This is a genomic window from Sorangium sp. So ce887, from assembly GCF_051521455.1.
Classification (GTDB): domain Bacteria; phylum Myxococcota_A; class Polyangia; order Polyangiales; family Polyangiaceae; genus Sorangium.
Map to the genome: position 1 here is coordinate 1,011,904 of NZ_CP150354.1, position 15,028 is coordinate 1,026,931.

The 15,028-nt window shown below is 70.7% G+C and carries 12 protein-coding genes; 8 read left to right on the forward strand and 4 right to left on the reverse strand.

The genetic code is table 11. The annotated features are described in order from the left end of the window. Window positions 1-84 precede the first annotated feature (84 nt). Genes WMF36_RS03825 through WMF36_RS03835 form a run of 3 tightly spaced genes read right to left on the reverse strand, consistent with a single transcriptional unit; the run spans window position 85 to window position 3,186 of the window. On the reverse strand, window positions 85-981 hold the full coding sequence (locus WMF36_RS03825; RefSeq protein WP_437578234.1) for a TauD/TfdA family dioxygenase: 897 nt from the start codon (window positions 979-981) through the stop codon (window positions 85-87). After that, a complete protein-coding gene (locus WMF36_RS03830; protein ID WP_437578235.1) occupies window positions 969-2,543 on the reverse strand; it encodes an AMP-binding protein in 1,575 nt (524 codons plus the stop codon). The genes WMF36_RS03825 and WMF36_RS03830 overlap by 13 nt, the downstream gene beginning before the upstream one ends. Then, window positions 2,530-3,186 (reverse strand): thermostable hemolysin, encoded by a 657-nt coding sequence (locus WMF36_RS03835; RefSeq protein WP_437578236.1) that lies wholly within the window; start codon window positions 3,184-3,186, stop codon window positions 2,530-2,532. Before WMF36_RS03835 ends, WMF36_RS03830 begins: the two co-directional genes overlap by 14 nt. 463 nt (window positions 3,187-3,649) lie before the next feature. On the opposite strand from WMF36_RS03835, the gene WMF36_RS03840 reads away from it, so the two are divergent. The 5 genes from WMF36_RS03840 (at window position 3,650) to WMF36_RS03860 (ending at window position 9,087) form a co-directional block, all read left to right on the forward strand. Continuing rightward, a complete protein-coding gene (locus WMF36_RS03840; RefSeq protein ID WP_437578237.1) occupies window positions 3,650-4,348 on the forward strand; it encodes an O-methyltransferase in 699 nt (232 codons plus the stop codon). A 604-nt stretch (window positions 4,349-4,952) separates the two neighbouring features. Further along, window positions 4,953-5,456, forward strand: a complete 504-nt coding sequence (locus tag WMF36_RS03845; RefSeq protein WP_437578238.1) for a hypothetical protein — start codon at window positions 4,953-4,955, stop codon at window positions 5,454-5,456. Window positions 5,457-5,531: 75 nt separating this feature from the next. Continuing rightward, window positions 5,532-6,629 (forward strand): pectin acetylesterase-family hydrolase, encoded by a 1,098-nt coding sequence (locus tag WMF36_RS03850; RefSeq protein ID WP_437578239.1) that lies wholly within the window; start codon window positions 5,532-5,534, stop codon window positions 6,627-6,629. A 280-nt stretch (window positions 6,630-6,909) separates the two neighbouring features. Beyond that, on the forward strand, window positions 6,910-7,602 hold the full coding sequence (locus WMF36_RS03855) for an ROK family protein (RefSeq protein WP_437578240.1): 693 nt from the start codon (window positions 6,910-6,912) through the stop codon (window positions 7,600-7,602). Between the two features lie 195 nt (window positions 7,603-7,797). Then, window positions 7,798-9,087, forward strand: coding sequence for a cytochrome P450 (locus tag WMF36_RS03860; protein WP_437578241.1), 1,290 nt, complete (start codon window positions 7,798-7,800; stop codon window positions 9,085-9,087). A 54-nt stretch (window positions 9,088-9,141) separates the two neighbouring features. Here WMF36_RS03860 and astD read toward each other — a convergent pair whose 3' ends face one another. Next, window positions 9,142-10,608: a succinylglutamate-semialdehyde dehydrogenase gene (gene astD, locus WMF36_RS03865; RefSeq protein WP_437578242.1), complete on the reverse strand. Its 1,467-nt coding sequence runs from the start codon at window positions 10,606-10,608 to the stop codon at window positions 9,142-9,144. A gap of 531 nt (window positions 10,609-11,139) precedes the next feature. On the opposite strand from astD, the gene WMF36_RS03870 reads away from it, so the two are divergent. The 3 genes from WMF36_RS03870 (at window position 11,140) to WMF36_RS03880 (ending at window position 15,007) form a co-directional block, all read left to right on the forward strand. Further along, the gene (locus WMF36_RS03870; RefSeq protein WP_437578243.1) at window positions 11,140-12,672 is read left to right on the forward strand and encodes a hypothetical protein; all 1,533 of its coding nucleotides are present in this window, start codon (window positions 11,140-11,142) and stop codon (window positions 12,670-12,672) included. Between the two features lie 398 nt (window positions 12,673-13,070). Then, a complete protein-coding gene (locus tag WMF36_RS03875) occupies window positions 13,071-14,570 on the forward strand; it encodes an RAD55 family ATPase (RefSeq protein ID WP_437578244.1) in 1,500 nt (499 codons plus the stop codon). After that, window positions 14,567-15,007, forward strand: coding sequence for a hypothetical protein (locus WMF36_RS03880; protein ID WP_437578245.1), 441 nt, complete (start codon window positions 14,567-14,569; stop codon window positions 15,005-15,007). The genes WMF36_RS03875 and WMF36_RS03880 overlap by 4 nt, the downstream gene beginning before the upstream one ends. Window positions 15,008-15,028: the final 21 nt, after the last annotated feature.

Sequence of the window (15,028 nt, forward strand, 5' to 3'; positions counted from 1 at the left end):
TTCCATCGAGCGTTGCGGTGATTGCGGCCAGCGGCCCCGACGACGAACAGGCCCGGCGCCGCGCCTCGGCACCTCGCTCGCACCTCACCTGATGAAGCTCAGGGCGTTGTAGATGGTGCGGCAAGGGTCGAGGATCGCGCGGCGGCCGTGCATCACCCGGGTGTTGTCGACAAGCAGCACGTCGCCGTTCTGCCACGCGATATCCAGGGTCATCGCCTCCGTCACCCTGACCACCTCGCTCAGGAGCGACGGCGGGATCTCCTCGCGATCGGCGAACGTGATCCTCGGCTTCTCGTAATTGTAGGACGGGCCCAGGAGGCTGTTCGCGAAGGCGATGCGGTCCGAGAACAACGTCTTCCTGGCGGCCGGCACCTGGAACTCGTAGTAAATCGACCCGCCGGCGCTGGCGCGGATCACCGTGCCGGACCGGCCGTCGGCGAGCGAGAGCAGGTCCACGAGGGTGATGTCCTCGATCTCCTTCTTGCCTTGCAGCGAGTGGTAGACGAAGCCCTTCCACTTCGCGGCCTCGACGTGGCGGCTGTACACGATGTCCCTGTCGAGAAACGCCCGCTGCGCCGCCGGCGTGAGCGCGTCCCACACCCTGTAGCCGTCGCACACCGTCGTCTCCGAGCCGACCGCGGCCGCGCGCTCGCAGAAGAACCAGCAGAGGTGCGGCATGAACGGGCTGTTGCCGTTCTCGCAGTGGAGCCCGATGGCATCGAGCCCGGCGTCGACCTTCTGCGCCACCCCGCCGTGGAGCGACCGGGCCGGGTCGAGCGTGATCCGAGCGCTCATGCGCCACACGAGCCGCGAGAACTCGTTCAGGCTCGCGGCGAAGCCACGCAGCAGGATGAAGCCGGCGTCCGCCAGCATCTCCATCACAGAGGACCTGTCGAGGACGTCGAGCGGCGTGCCCGGCTGCACGGTGATGAGCGCGCCGCCGCCGTGATCATAGCTGACCTTCGTCGTCAAACCGGACATGATGTCTCCCTGATGCCGAGCGCCAGCGAAAGCCGCTTCCAGAGCTCGGCGCGAATGGGCCGGCCGGTGATGGTGAAGCACTGCCGGTAGAGCTCGGGCGTGCTCTGCAGGACGACGATCTCGGCGGCCCGCTCCACCTCCGACAGGTGCCGCCGGCCGAAGTCGTCGATCGCGGCCCGCGCCGCGTCCGGATCCGTGCCCTCTTCCACGATGAAGAGGCCGTGTATCTTCTCGAGGCGATCGCCGAAGATGACGGCCTCTTCCACGCAATCGAGCGACTTGTACATCGCCTCGACCCACGCCGGTGAGACGTTCCTGCCGCTGGCCGTGATGATCAGGTTCTTCTTCCGGCCGGTGATGCGGACGAAGCCGTCGCCGTCGATCTCGGCGAGGTCGCCGGTGTGCAGCCAGCCCTCCGCGTCGATGACGCAGCTCGAGGGGTCGGCCGAGGTGTAGCCGGCGAACAGGGAGGTGCTCCTGATGAGCAGCTCGCCGTCCGCGCCGAGCTTCACCTCCACATGATCGAGCGGCCGGCCCACCGTCCCGATCCTGGCGCTCCCGGGGACGTTCCACGTCACAACGGAGGAGTTCTCGCTCAGCCCGTAGCCCTCGTAGACGGGGATCTTGCGCCGGGCGAGCCGAGAGAGCACGTCCGGCGCGACAGGGGCACCGCCGCAGCCGAGGAACGCCGGCTCGTCGCGGCCGAAGAGCTGTTGAAACAGGGCCTCGCCGCTCTCGCCGTTGGCCTGGCAGAAGCGGTCGATCGCCTCCACCATGGCCGGCGGGAGGGTCATGGCCGAGGGGCGCGCGAGCCGGAGGTACGGCAAGATCGCCTTCGCCGTCGTCCCCGGGGTGCCGAGGAGCAGCGATGGCGGCGACAGGAGCACCAGCGTGCCGCCGTCGCTCAGCGTCATGTAGATCCCGGTGACCTGCTCGATGAGCAGGCTCAGGGGCACGATGGACAGATATCGCGCATACGTGCCCGGTCGCACGTTGCGGCGAAGGGACCCGACGAGCTCGGCCACGCCAAGAGCCCGGATCTTCACGCCCTTCGGCGCGCTTGTGGTGCCCGAGGTATGGATGATCTTGCAGAGGAAATCCTGGCCCTGACGGGGCGTGAGGTCCCTCGATCCGCCGCGCCGGATCAGCGCGTCGACGTCGACAGGAAGGCATTTCGGGGCCACGACGCCGGCCTCGGCCCACGCGCGAAGCTTGAGCTGCCCCGGCCCGTCGACAAGGCAGATGTCGACGTGCTCCAGCAGGTGCCTGGCCTGCTCCGCCGAGAACGCGAGCGGGATCGGCACCTCGACGGCCCCGCCGAGCAAGAGCGCCAGATCGGCCGCGACCCACTCCGGCGAATTGGCCATGACCAGCCCGACCCGCAAACTGCCTCCGGCCGTCTCCTGCAGGTCGATGAGCAGGCCTCGCAGCGCGGAGACCGCGTCGAGCATCTCACGCCAGCGATAGCTGCGTCTGGCGCCGGGCGAGGCGTCCAGCACCTCGATCATGACGGCATCAGGCCGCGCTTCGCCCCTGGCGACGATGTCCTCAAGGAGCCTCATGGTAGCGCTCCGCTCGCCTGTGCTCTTCCAGGTCGAGATCGAGGGCCGTGAACCGGTAGCGGCCCGTGCTCCGGGCGAACATCTCGGCGATCGCCTCGAGCCTGATGTAGCCAGTCTGCGGCCCTCGGTCGTAGTAGCTGCCCCACCTGTCCTGCTCTCCGGCGCCGAGCCGGGCGGCGTCCGCGCCCCGGATGGGCTGGAAATTGAGGCCGACGGCGTCGAAGATGAGCTTCAGGCTCGAGGTGATCGTGCAGAGGATATACCTCTTACCAAGGCACCAGGCGAGGATCGGCACGGCGCGGATAAGCTCGGTCCCGGCGCGGCGCTCGACGGACGCGAGCGACCCGACCTCCACGACCGCATCGCGGTCCGCCGGTCGCCGCTCCATCCCGGAGATGATCTGCTCGATCGGCTCATCGAGGTACTGTTCGGAGAACAAGCGGGCGCCCGAGCTGAAGGTCATTCCCGCGCAGGCGACCACCTTCGAGGCGCCAGCGCCGAGGCCGTGGTCCGCGGTGCAGACGACGAAACAATCGGGGCTGGGCATCACCTCGGCGCCGAACGAGCGTCGGTACTTCTGACGAACCAGGTCGACGGCCTGGCTCCAGTCGTCGCTCGAGCCAAACGAGACTTTGATACGCATGAAGAACATCCTTTCGATGCAATGAAACCTACAGGGCGACGCGAACGCCGCGGCCGAGTGCAACGCGCGGTCCATCTGGCGGCCATCGCGCCCCTCCCCGCGCAGGCCGCGCTCACGCGGTCCACGCGGCGGGCGGGGCCATCGGCGTGCTTCAGGCGAACGTTTGCGCGACCGCGCAACACGGGTGAGCAAGGTTCGGGAGGCGGACCCGCGAGCAGAGGGCTCGTCCGGGCGTCACCTCGGCGCGACAGCGGATCGGGCCGGGATCCATCCGTTCGACGCCGAGCGGGCGCTGGTGATGCGCGGTTCGGGCACGGGCATTGCTCACGGCAAGAGCGAGGGCGGGGGCGAGGGCGAGGGCCTCATGGATCAAGGGTCCTCATGGCCAACGCGTCCTCGGACGAGGCCCGAGCCCTGCTTCCCTTCGACCCAATCAACCCGCGCCCCACAGGAGGGCTACCCGATGGATTCACTGAGCACCCCCGAAGTTTCCCGCGTTCTTGCCCGGATCTACCACGAGGCGGACGACACCGATCCTGCCGTGTTCGATCACATCATCGCCGAGATCGACAGGACCGGTGCACCGAAGAGCGCCCAGTACTGGGCGAAGGAGCTCGACCGCGCGTACATGCCGGTCGCGCCGGACGTCGGTCGCTTCTTGTACATGCTGACGAGGACGCGCCGGCCGCAGGTCATCGTCGAGTTCGGCACCTCGTTCGGCATCTCGGCGATCCACCTCGCCTCCGCGCTCCGCGACAACGGCGCAGGCCGGCTCATCGCCACCGAGCTCAACCCGATCAAGGCCGCGAAGGCCCGCGAAAATCTGCGCGCTGCGGGCCTCGCCGACCTTGTCGAGCTTCGTGAGGGCGACGCGCTTCAGACGCTGCGCGACGGGCTCGACGCAGGGGTCGACATGTTCCTGCTCGACGGCTGGAAAGAGATCTACCTGCCGGTGCTGCAGCTCCTGGAGCCGCACCTGAGCCCGGGAGCGCTCGTCATCGCGGACGACACGACGGTGTACCCGGAGTCGGTGACACCTTATCTCGAGTACGTCCGGAAGGACGGCAACGGCTATCTCTCCGTCGCCATCCCGCTCGACGACGGGCTGGAGCTCTCTTACTGCACGGGCGCCGCGCGCCTCCGATCCGACCTGGCATCCTGAGCGCGCGCCGCGATCGGCGCGCCGCGCGACCTGCTCGCGCCCGTCGGTCCGGACGTCGAGGTCGAGCCCGCGCTCCGGTCCGTCAGCGACGACGGCCGCCTCCACCTGGCCGCCACCGGCGCTGCCGCCGTCTCCGTCGTCTTCTCCGTCCTTCTCCCCCTTCGACGACGCTGGGGTCGCGAGATCACCGGCGAGACGGCGCGCCGCGTCGCGCGCGCCGCCGTGCCCGGAGGTGCCCGGAGCGGCGGGGTCGCCCCGTGGTCAGGCGTCCCCCATCGAGCCGCCGCGTCCGGGCGAAGGGCGCCCCTTCAGCGGCCCGCGCGCCGGCACGGGCCGCCGGGGCGCCACGTCCCTGCGCGCTTGGTTGCGGAACGATCCATGCCAGAGGAGCCGGGGAAGGGGAGTGATGTGGGAGCGCGCGGGGCGGCTCCGCCGAGGGCAGGTCTCCACAGGACATGCAGAGTCGACCCCTGCCCGTGGGCGACGAAGGGGGCTGTAGAGTATGGCGAAAAGGCCTAATGAGGCATCGAGGGCCGAACCCGTCAGCGACCGGAAGTCACGGCCGCCCGCGGCGAGCACCTCCGCGCGGCGCGCGCTGGAGCTCGTGGCCGTCCGAGGCAAGGACGTGATCGGCGTCCGCCACCTGCTCGCCGAGGGGCGGGCGCACATCGGCGATACGCCCGCGTCCATCGCGCGCGTGCCGTCAGGAGAGCTGGATAGAGCGGCCCCCGTCATCGCGGAGGTGACCGGCGCGCGCTATGTGCTGCACGTACCGCGGCGAACGCGGGCGCGCGTCCACGGCGCCGACGGGCTCGGGCGCCTGCTGACAGGCCCCGCCGACATCGAGCTCCAGGAAGGAGACCGCGCCGTGCTCGTGATCGGCGCGATCCAGATCCGCGCGCAGATCGTGCCCATCGAGATCATCTCCCGGCTGGGCGCGTCCGGTCTGCGCTGGATCGGCCTCCTCGGCGCCCTCTACCTCGTCGCGCTCGCCATCTGCGCCGTCCTCGCGCCGCGCGACAGAGCGCGCCTCGACGAGGGCTCGATTCGCCGCGCGGTCAGCGCGGCTGCGGCGCAGCTCTGGGCAGAGCAAGCCCCGGCGCCCTAGCGCGCAGCATCCTCCCTCGCGGACGTTTCCGGCGGACAGGCCCGCAAGTCGCGGAATGCTATCCTCTCGCCTGTCATGCGATTCAAGGCCCTCGCGTTCCTTCCGTCCCACCTCCCGCTGTGTCTGCTCGCCGTCGCCGGCTGTGACGGCCCGTCCGCCAAGGACGAAGGCCCGACCAGCCCGCCACGGGCTGGAATCCTGAGCTTGCCGTCCGGCTGGAACACCCTCGAGCCGGGCGGCGAGACGACGTGCGCCCGCGGCGATCCGTTCAAGTACCTCGTACGCCCGGGCACCGTGAATCGCCTCGTCGTCGAGTTCCGCGGCGGCGGCGCGTGCTGGAGCGCCGCCACCTGCGCCCCTGGAGTAGAACTCTTCCAGGAGACGGTCAGCGAGGATCCCATGACGACCGGGATCTACGATCATGAGAACCCGGACAACCCGTTCAGGGACTGGCACCATGTCTATATTCCCTATTGCACCGGGGATATCCACTGGGGCGACCACGTGGCCACGTACGGAGAGGGGAGCAGCGCCGTCACCGTCCGGCACAAGGGCGCCGTCAATGTCCGCGCCGCGCTCGACTGGGTCTACGCGAACGTCCCCGCCCCAGAGAAGATCTTCGTGACGGGGTGCAGCGCGGGCGCGTATGGGTCGATCCTGTGGTCCGCGCACCTGCGGGAGCACTACAAGGACGCGTCCGTGGTCCAGTTCGCCGACAGCGGCGCGGGGATCATCACCGAGGCCTTCTTCGAGGACAGCTTCCCCTCCTGGAAGCCCGAGGGCGCCTACCCGACCTGGATACCCGGCTTCGACCCGGCCGAGCTCGCGAAGCTGTTCGTGCTCTACGAGAAGCTCGGCGCGCACTACCCCGAGATGCGCCTGTCGCAGTACAACACGGTCCAGGACGACGACCAGATCTTCTTCTTCAATGCGATGGGCGGCGGCGGCGCGGAGGCGTGGTCGGACGCCATGAGGGCTTCCATTGCCCATATCGAGGCGTCGACGCCGAGCTTCCGCTCGTTCCTCGCCCCCGGCAGCGCTCATTGCATCCTCTGGCGGCCGGAGTTTTACTCCGTCGAATCGGGCGGAACGCGGCTCGTGCGGTGGCTCGACGCGCTCGTGAACGGCGAGCCGCCGCAGAGCGTCGCCTGCGACAGCTGCGGTCCGCCGTAGAGGGGACGCCAGGGTGGGGTGAGCGCCGCCTCGACGCGGCGGACCCGGCGCCGCGGCGCCTCCGGGCGCGCTCCGGAGCCGCCGCGGCGGCGCGGGAGAGCGACGGCGGGCGCGCCCGCCGGGGCCGCGGGGAGGCGCCGTGGGCCGCTCGGGCGCGCGCCGTTGACGCGGCTGTTGACACGCAGCCAGAGCTCTAGATTATGTCCGCCGCGATCGCGGGCGCGCCGACGTGCCCGCGGCAGCCCCGGAGGACGAGCTCCGGGAGGAGACAGAGGGATCCATGCGCACGCTTTGCATCGATATCGGCGGAACGGGGATCAAGGCCACCATCCTCAACGAGCAGGGGACTCCGATGACGGATCCCGTGCGCGTGGCGACGCCGCAGCCGGCCTCGCCGGACCCCATCCTCGACGTCATCGAGGAGATCGCGCGCGCGCTGGGGGAGCTCGATCGCGTCTCGATCGGCTTCCCCGGCGTCGTGATGGACAACGTGACCAAGACGGCGCCGCACCTCGACAACGAGAAGTGGAAAGGCTACCCGCTCGCCGAGGCCGTCGAGCGCCGCCTCGGGAGGCCTGTGCGCGTCGCCAACGACGCGGGCATCCAGGGGCTCGCCGTCATCGAGGGCAGGGGGCTCGAGATGGTGCTCACCTTCGGCACGGGGCTCGGCTGCGCCCTGTACATCGACGGCCACTACGTGCCGAACCTCGAGCTCGGGCACCACCCCTACGGAAAGCGCGACCTGAAGTACGAGGATCGCGTGTTCGACGCCGAGTGCAAGCGCATCGGCCCGAAGCGCTGGAACAAGCGCGTGCGCCAGATGATCGCGCAGCTCGAGCCGATCTTCAATTACCGCAAGCTCTACCTTGGCGGCGGCAATGCGCGCCTGCTCGATGTCTCGCGGCTGCCCGAGAACGCCGTCGTCGTCGACAACGTCGCCGGCCTGCTCGGCGGCATCAAGCTCTGGGCTTAGCACCGCGCGGGCGGGCCCGGCCTCGTCGCCCGCGGCACGCCGGCCGAGGGGGGGCGCTCGCGGCTGTGGGCCGCGCCGGTTCCCGCGCGGGCGTGGGCCGCGCCGGTTCCCAAGCGGGCGTGGGCCGCGCCGGTTCCCGCGCGGACGCGGGCCGCGCCGGTTCCCAAGCGGGCGCGACCGGCGTACCCTGGGCCGATGAACTCGCCCGACGCACCGAAGCCCGACGCGGCGCCCGCGGCCACTCCAGCGGCGGACGCTGATCTCGACCCGTTTCGCCTTCAATCGCCGGAGACCCTCGCGAACCCGTACCCCGTGTACGCACGGCTGCGCGAGGAAGCGCCGGTGTACTTCAGCGCGGCCTACAACGGCTGGCTCATCACCCGCTACGACCAGGTCGCGGCGGGCTTCCGCGATCCGCGGCTGTCGGCGAAGCGTTCCAGCGCCTTCGTGACGAAGCTGCCCGAGGACGTGCGGCAGCGGCTCGAGCCCTTGCGCCGCAACCTGGCGTCGTGGGCCTTGCTGCTCGACCCGCCGGAGCACACGCGCATCCGCTCGCTCATCAACAAGGCGTTCGTGCCGCGGCTCGTCGAGGGGCTGCGCACCCGGGTGGAGGCGCTTGTCGGCGAGCTGCTCGACGCGGTCGCGCCGGCGGGGCGGATGGACGTCCTCCGCGACCTCGGCGACCTCCTGCCGCTGCTCGTGATCGGCGAGGTGCTCGGCGTGCCCGCCGAGGATCGGCACCGGCTGAAGGGCTGGTCCAACGCGCTCGGGGGTTTCCTTGGCTCGGGCCGGCCGACGCTGGAGATCGCGGGGAACGCGATGACCGCCGTGGCCGAGCTGGAGGACTATTTCCGCGGCGTGATCGCCGCCCGGCGGCAGAGCCCCGGGAGCGATCTGCTCAGCCAGCTCCTTGTCGCGGAGGAGCAGGGCATGATCCTCGGCGAGCAGGAGCTGCTCTCGACGTGCTGCATGTTGCTCTTCGGGGGCCACGAGACGACGAAGAACCTGATCGGCAACGGTCTGCTCGCGCTCCTCCGCAACCCGTCCGAGCGCGACGCGCTCCGCGCGTCTCCCGCCCTGATCGGCCCCGCGACGGAGGAGCTGCTCCGTTACGACTCTCCGGTGCAGTGGATGAGCCGCGTCGCGCTCGAGGACATCGAGCTCGACGGCGTGCGCATCCCGAAGGGGGATCGCGCGTTTCTGGTGCTCGGCGCGGCGAACCGCGATCCCGCGCAGTTCCCCGATCCTGACCGGCTCGATTTCCGCCGCACGGACATCCGTCACATCTCCTTGGGTCTTGGCGTCCATTACTGTGCCGGCGCCGCGCTGGCCCGGCTGGAGGTCCAGGCCGCGATCGTCACGTTCCTGCGCCGTTTCCCGCACGCCGAGCTCTCCTCCGCCCCGCTGACCTGGCGCCAGACCCCCGGCGTGCGCGGCCTCACCGCCATCCCCGTCGAGCTGGGCGCGCAGAGCTCCGCTTCCTGACGCTCTTCAGCCATCGCAGAGCGCCTCGAGCCGCCGGCGCCCGTTGCCCTCTCGTCAGTTGCCCCGCATCCCCGGCGCCAGCTGCGCAGGCAGCGCCACGCTCGCCGCCTCCAGCCCCGCGACCGGGTATGCGCAGTAGTCCGCCGCGTAATACGCGCTCGGCCGGTGGTTCCCGCTGCTGCCGATACCGCCGAACGGCGCCGCGCTCGACGCCCCCGTCAGCGGCTTGTTCCAGTTGACGATCCCCGCCCGGGCCTCCCGCCAGAACTGCTCGTAAAGCTCCTTGCGATCCGAGAACAACCCCGCGGCGAGCCCATAACGCGTGCGATTCGCCAGCGAGATCGCCTCATCGAAGCTCGCGTAACGCTGCACCTGCAAGAGCGGCCCGAAGAACTCCTCGTCCGGGAGCGCCTCGACCGCCGTCACATCGATGATGCCGGGCGAGAGCAGCGCTGTCCCCTCCTCGAGCCGGCGCATCTCCAGCAGCGCCTCGCCCCCGAGCGAGAGCAGCCGCGCCTGCGCCCCGAGCAGCTGATCCGCGGCCGCGAGCGAGATCACCGCGCCCATGAAGGGCTGCTCGGCGTCATCGTACCTGCCCACCTTGAGCCGGCCCGCCGCGTCGACAAGGCGCTCCACCAGCGCGTCGCCCTCCGGCGTCGACGGCACGAGCAGCCGCCGCGCGCACGTGCACCGCTGGCCCGCCGAGATGAAGGACGACTGCAGGATATGGTGAATCGCCGCCTCGGTGTTGGCCACGTCCTGCACGATCAGCGGGTTGTTGCCCCCCATCTCCAGGGCGAGGATCTTCTCCGGCTGGCCCGCCAGCTGCCGGTGCAGGGCGCTGCCCGTGCCGGAGCTCCCGGTGAAGAACAGACCGTCGATCCCGGGATGACCCGCGAGCGCGACGCCGGTGCTCTTCCCCCCCTGAACCAGGTTGAGCACCCCGGCCGGGACGCCCGCCTCCTGCCACAGCCGTACGATCTCCTCCGCGACCTTCGGGGCGAGCTCGGAGGGCTTGTAGATCACGCAGTTGCCCGCGATCAGGGCCGGCACGATGTGGCCGTTCGGCAGGTGGCCCGGGAAGTTGTAGGGCCCGAACACCGCGACCACCCCGTGCGGCCGGTGCCGCACCACGGCCGTCGCGTCGCCCGCCTCGGCCTGCCGCTCGCCCGTCCGCTCCCGGAAGGCCATGAGCGACACGTCGACCTTGCCGATCATCGTCTGGACCTCGGTGAGCGCCTCCCACCGCGGCTTGCCTGTCTCGAGCCCGATCACGTCGGCCAGCCGGGCCTTGTGCTCGCCCAGCAGCCCGGCGAACCGCTTCACCAGCGCCGCCCGCTCCTCGACGCCGCCGTCGCGCCACGCCCTGGACGCGCCGCGCGCCGCCGTCACGGCCGCGTCCACCTGCCCCTCGGCCGCGGCGCGCCCCTCGAAGACGAGCGCCTGCGTCACGGGGTTCCGGCTCGCGAACGGCTCCCCCGTGCCGGACACCCAGCTGCCGCCGATGAAATGGGTCGACATGATCACCTCTCCACGTCCCTGCGCGGGACCCCCGCGACCTCGGCCGTCCGTCCAGCCAGGCTGGCGAGCGTCCACCTTGCCCCGCCAGTGTGCACCGTACCAGAGGCCGGCGCAGCGAGCCCGCGCCCACCCCGGCGGAACGGCTCGCCAGCGACCGGCCTGCTCCGCCCCCGGCCGGGGCCGCCCGCCGGGCGCCCCGGACCCGCCCTTCCCGGGTGCGACCCCAACAGAGGGGGTGCCGGCTCGATTGACCCCCAACCCGATGGGGCCCGCTCGCCTGATGAGAATCTCTGAAGGAGGATCTCAATGCACTTTGTGCACCGGCGCCCCGACAGCGCTTGTGGCGAGCTTGCGACATTCACAGGAATGCACGGTGGCGAACAGGTGTGCTGAGCGCGCTCTGGCCATGGAGTCACGCTCCGGGCGAACTGCAGCAGGGCGCCCCCCGGGGCCCATGACACCAAGTCTTGACGGTCCCGTGGCTGGCGTGGAAACGTGGATATGTCAGGTTCTCCGCCGATGCATCACACGGTGGCTATCTCAGACATCCATCTATGTGAGCTCGAGCCGACGGCCGGTCTCTGGATGCGCTACCGGCAGGCGCCGTACTCCCCGGACGGGGAGATCGCGGCGATGCTCGACGCCCTCCGAGGAGAGATACGGAAGGGGGCGGGCGGGCTCAACGGGCTCAACGCGCCGCGGGACGAGCTCACGCTGGTCCTGAACGGCGACATCTTCGACCTGGATGCGCCTCGCGTGCTCGACAACGAGAGCGTGGTCCACGACCTGCCGCGCACCGCCGAGCACGCGGTGCCGGCGATGGAGGCCATCCTGCGCGATCACCCCGTGTTCGTCGCGGCCGTCGGCCGGGTCGTCGCGGACGGGCACACGGTGGTGTTCGTGGCGGGCAACCACGACATCCAGCTCACGCTCCCCGAGGTGCGCGACGCGGTGAAGCGGCGCCTCGTCGAGGCCGCCCTCCACGCGCTCTCCGCCCGCGACGGCGCCCCCCCGGCGAGCGCGGCCCCGGCGCTCCGCGCGGCGCTCGCGGCGCGGGTGCTCTTCCGCGCCTGGTTCCACCGCACCCACGACGGCGTGATCGTCGAGCACGGCAATCAGTACGACTCGTACTGCTGTTACCGCTATCCGATGGCGCCGTTCGGCCGCAAGCCGGGGGAGATCCAGCCGACCATGGGCTCGCTCGTGAGCCGCCTGCTCGTGTCGCGCATGGGGTACTTCAACCCGCACGTCGACTCCTCGTTCATGCTCTCCGGCCTCGGGTACCTCGCCCACTGGGCGCGGTACTACCTGTTCACGGGCCGGTCCCTCGTGCTCGCGTTCGCCGTGGGCGCGCTGCGCACGATGATCGAGCTCGTGCGCCGGCGCGACCCGTGCCGCCGCGCGCTCCGGCGAGCGGACCTCGGTGCCGCCGCCCGCGAGACGGGCGCGCCGTTCCCCGCGGTGGTCAAGCACGCGCGGCTGTTCGCCCGGCCCGCCGAGGACTGCCTCGGCCGGGTGGCCCGCGAGCTCTGGCTCGATCGGCTCGGGCTCGTGCTCGTCGGGCTCGTCGCGGCGCTCGCGTGCCTGTGCTGGATGCCGGCAGGGCTCGCGCCGGCGGTCCTGCTCGCCCCGACGCTCCTCGTCGCCTATGAGCGCGCGATCCCGAAGCCCACGCTCGATGCGGTCTGGCAGGGCGTGAACCAGGCGGCGCGGCGCGTGGCCAGGGCGCACCGCGCGAAGGCCGTGGTCTTCGGGCACACCCACAACCCGGAGGGCAGCTGGGAGGGCGGGGTGTTCTTCGGGAACACCGGCTCCTGGTCCGCGGCGTTCGAGGACATCGCGTGCACGAAGCCCGTCTTCGAGGCGCGCCCGCTCGTATGGCTGCGCTCCGAGGAGGGCGCGGGCCCCGAGGCGCCCCTGTCGGGTGGCCTCGTGATGTGGAAAGACGAGCGCTTCCAGCCCTGGAGAGCCGACGCCAGGCCCTCCGTGCCCCGCAAAGCAGAGATCGCCAAGCGTCCGCGCCCCGCGCTGCGACCTCAGGCGACCGCGGCGCTGCGCAGCTAGAGCGACAAACGGGTTAAAATCCAGAAAAAAAGCAGAAATTTCACAGGGAGGCGAGGAGGCGGGGAGGGAGAGACGGCGAGGGGGAGAGATTCTTTTTTTTCTTCCTCCCCGCCTCCCCGTCTCCCTGTGAAATTTCTCCCGGTTTCAACATGATTGGTGCTCTAGCCTCGCTCGTCTCGGATGCGCGCGCTCGGCGCCCGGCAGCGAGCTCGACAGTGCACGGATCGCGAGACTGCCGTCCTCAATGAATGGAGATGAGGAGGAGCCAGACGCTCCGACCTCACCCCCGGGCGGAGGCGGTCGCTTGCCGCCGCGTCACGCTCATGCTTTGACGGAACGACGGCTCCCGGTGCAGCAGCTCCGGTCACGGCCAGCCCCCGCAGCGCGCTGACGTGAGCATGACGAGCAACGCGACGAAACTCCTCGGTACCGGCATCCCCGGCCTGGACCACGTGCTCGGCGGCGGCTTCTTCGAGAGAGGCATGCTCCTCGTGTTCGGCCCGCCCGGCGCGGGCAAGACCACGATGGTCTTCCAGATGGCGCACCACGCCGCGTCGGCGGGTCGCCAGGTCGTCTACGTCTCGACGCTCGCCGAGCCGGCCCCCCGGCTCATCGAGCACGTCGGGACCCTGTCCTTCTGGGACCCGCGCCTGATCGGCAAGCGGCTCTTCATCGAGAGCATCTACCCGCTCGTCCGTCAAGGCGTCGCCGAGGTCGCCAGCGCCCTGATCGGGACCGCACGATCGCGCGGGGCCCAGCTCCTCATCCTCGACGGCCTGATGACGATCCGCGATCTCCACCCCGAGTCGGCCGCGCACCGTTACTTTCTCCACGAGGTCGGCGTCGCGCTCGCGGCGCTCGGCTGCACCGTCGTCGTGACGACCTCGGAGGTGGCCGACATGCGCGGGAGCACGCCGCCCGAGTTCACCATGAGCGACGCCGTCGTCGAGCTCCGGCATCCCGACGGGAGCCGGCCGCAGGTTCGCGCGTTGAGCGTGTGGAAGAACCGCGGCGCCCCGTGCGTGCTCGGGAGCCACGCGGTCCGGATCACCGCAGACGGCCTGACCGTCCATCCGCGGTTCGAGACTCGCCCGCTCCCCCCCTCGGCGCCCTCGCCGGCAGAGCGGCTGTCGACCGGGCAGCCCGAGCTCGACGCGATGATGTCGGGCGGATTGCCCGGCGGCAGCGTCACGATCGCCGCCGGCGCCCCCGGCACGGGCAAGACGCTCGTCCTGCTGCAGTACCTCGTCGAGGGGGCGCGGCAGGGCCAGAAGGGGCTCCTCGTGGGGTTCCGTGAGTCGTACCGTGATCTGAGCGCCACGGCGCGCTCCTTCGGGCTGGACCTCGATGGCCCGGTGAGGGAAGGCCTGCTGACCGTCGTTCGCCACGTGCCCGCGGAGCTCGTGATCGATGAGGTCCTCGCGCAGGTGCTGGCCGAGCTGGAGCGCACGGGCGCGACGCGCCTGGGGGTCGACGGCCTGGCCGAGCTCGATGACACGATCGTCGACGAGCGGCGCCGGTTCGGCGTCCTGGCCTCCCTGGCCGAGCTCGTTCGCGCGCGCGGCGTCACGGCGCTCTTCACGCGGGAGACAGGGCAGGTGGTGGGGCCCGAGCTCGACTTCGCCGGCTCGCCGCTCGAGGTGCTCGCCGAGAACGTGCTCCTCCTCCGCTATGTCGAGTTCCGGGGCGCTCTCCGGCGGATCCTGTCGATCCTCAAGATGCGGGGCACCATGCACGACCACTCCATCCGACAGTACGAGATCGGCGGCGAGGGGATCCGGGTGCTCTCGCGGCAGGAGAGCGCCGAGGGGCTGCTGACCGCGATAGCGAGGCTGCCCTCGGAGCGCCGGGTGAAGCGGCGGGGGACGGCCGCCGGCCGCCCCGAGGACAGCCGGTGAGCACACCCGGCTCCAGCGCTCGTGTCCTGTCGCGGCGGATCGTCGAGCGCGAGCTCGCCGGTCGAGAGGGGCCGGCCGAGATCGCGGCGGGGATCGAGGGCGTCTTTCGCCAGCTCTACCAGATCATGGTGACGGTCATCGGGCCGCTGGGCTTCCAGGCGGTCCTGACCCGCGCCGTTCACCTCACGAGGCGGGACTATCCCGGCCTCGGCGCCTGCGAGATCGCGTGTGGAGACACCTTCGTGATGAGAGGGATTTCGGAGATGATCGAGCGCGAGGGAGCAGACCAGGCGGGCGCGGCTGCGGCGGCCCTCCTCGACCATATCATCGCCTTGCTCTGCAGCTTCATCGGCGAAGACCTTACCTTGCGCCTGCTGCGCAGGGGTTGGGCGGGGTTGCCCGGCGGCGGGGAAGGCTCCGGCGCGGAGGAGGCCTAGGTTCCATGAGGAACGGAGAGA

Coding starts and splice junctions, on each gene's coding strand:
- astD (WP_437578242.1), bottom strand. CDS start 10,608: ATGTCGACCCATTTCATCGGCGGCAGCTGGGTGTCCGGCACGGGGGAG.
- WMF36_RS03830 (WP_437578235.1), bottom strand. CDS start 2,543: ATGAGGCTCCTTGAGGACATCGTCGCCAGGGGCGAAGCGCGGCCTGAT.
- WMF36_RS03855 (WP_437578240.1), top strand. CDS start 6,910: ATGCGCACGCTTTGCATCGATATCGGCGGAACGGGGATCAAGGCCACC.
- WMF36_RS03875 (WP_437578244.1), top strand. CDS start 13,071: ATGACGAGCAACGCGACGAAACTCCTCGGTACCGGCATCCCCGGCCTG.
- WMF36_RS03850 (WP_437578239.1), top strand. CDS start 5,532: ATGCGATTCAAGGCCCTCGCGTTCCTTCCGTCCCACCTCCCGCTGTGT.
- WMF36_RS03840 (WP_437578237.1), top strand. CDS start 3,650: ATGGATTCACTGAGCACCCCCGAAGTTTCCCGCGTTCTTGCCCGGATC.
- WMF36_RS03835 (WP_437578236.1), bottom strand. CDS start 3,186: ATGCGTATCAAAGTCTCGTTTGGCTCGAGCGACGACTGGAGCCAGGCC.
- WMF36_RS03860 (WP_437578241.1), top strand. CDS start 7,798: ATGAACTCGCCCGACGCACCGAAGCCCGACGCGGCGCCCGCGGCCACT.
- WMF36_RS03825 (WP_437578234.1), bottom strand. CDS start 981: ATGTCCGGTTTGACGACGAAGGTCAGCTATGATCACGGCGGCGGCGCG.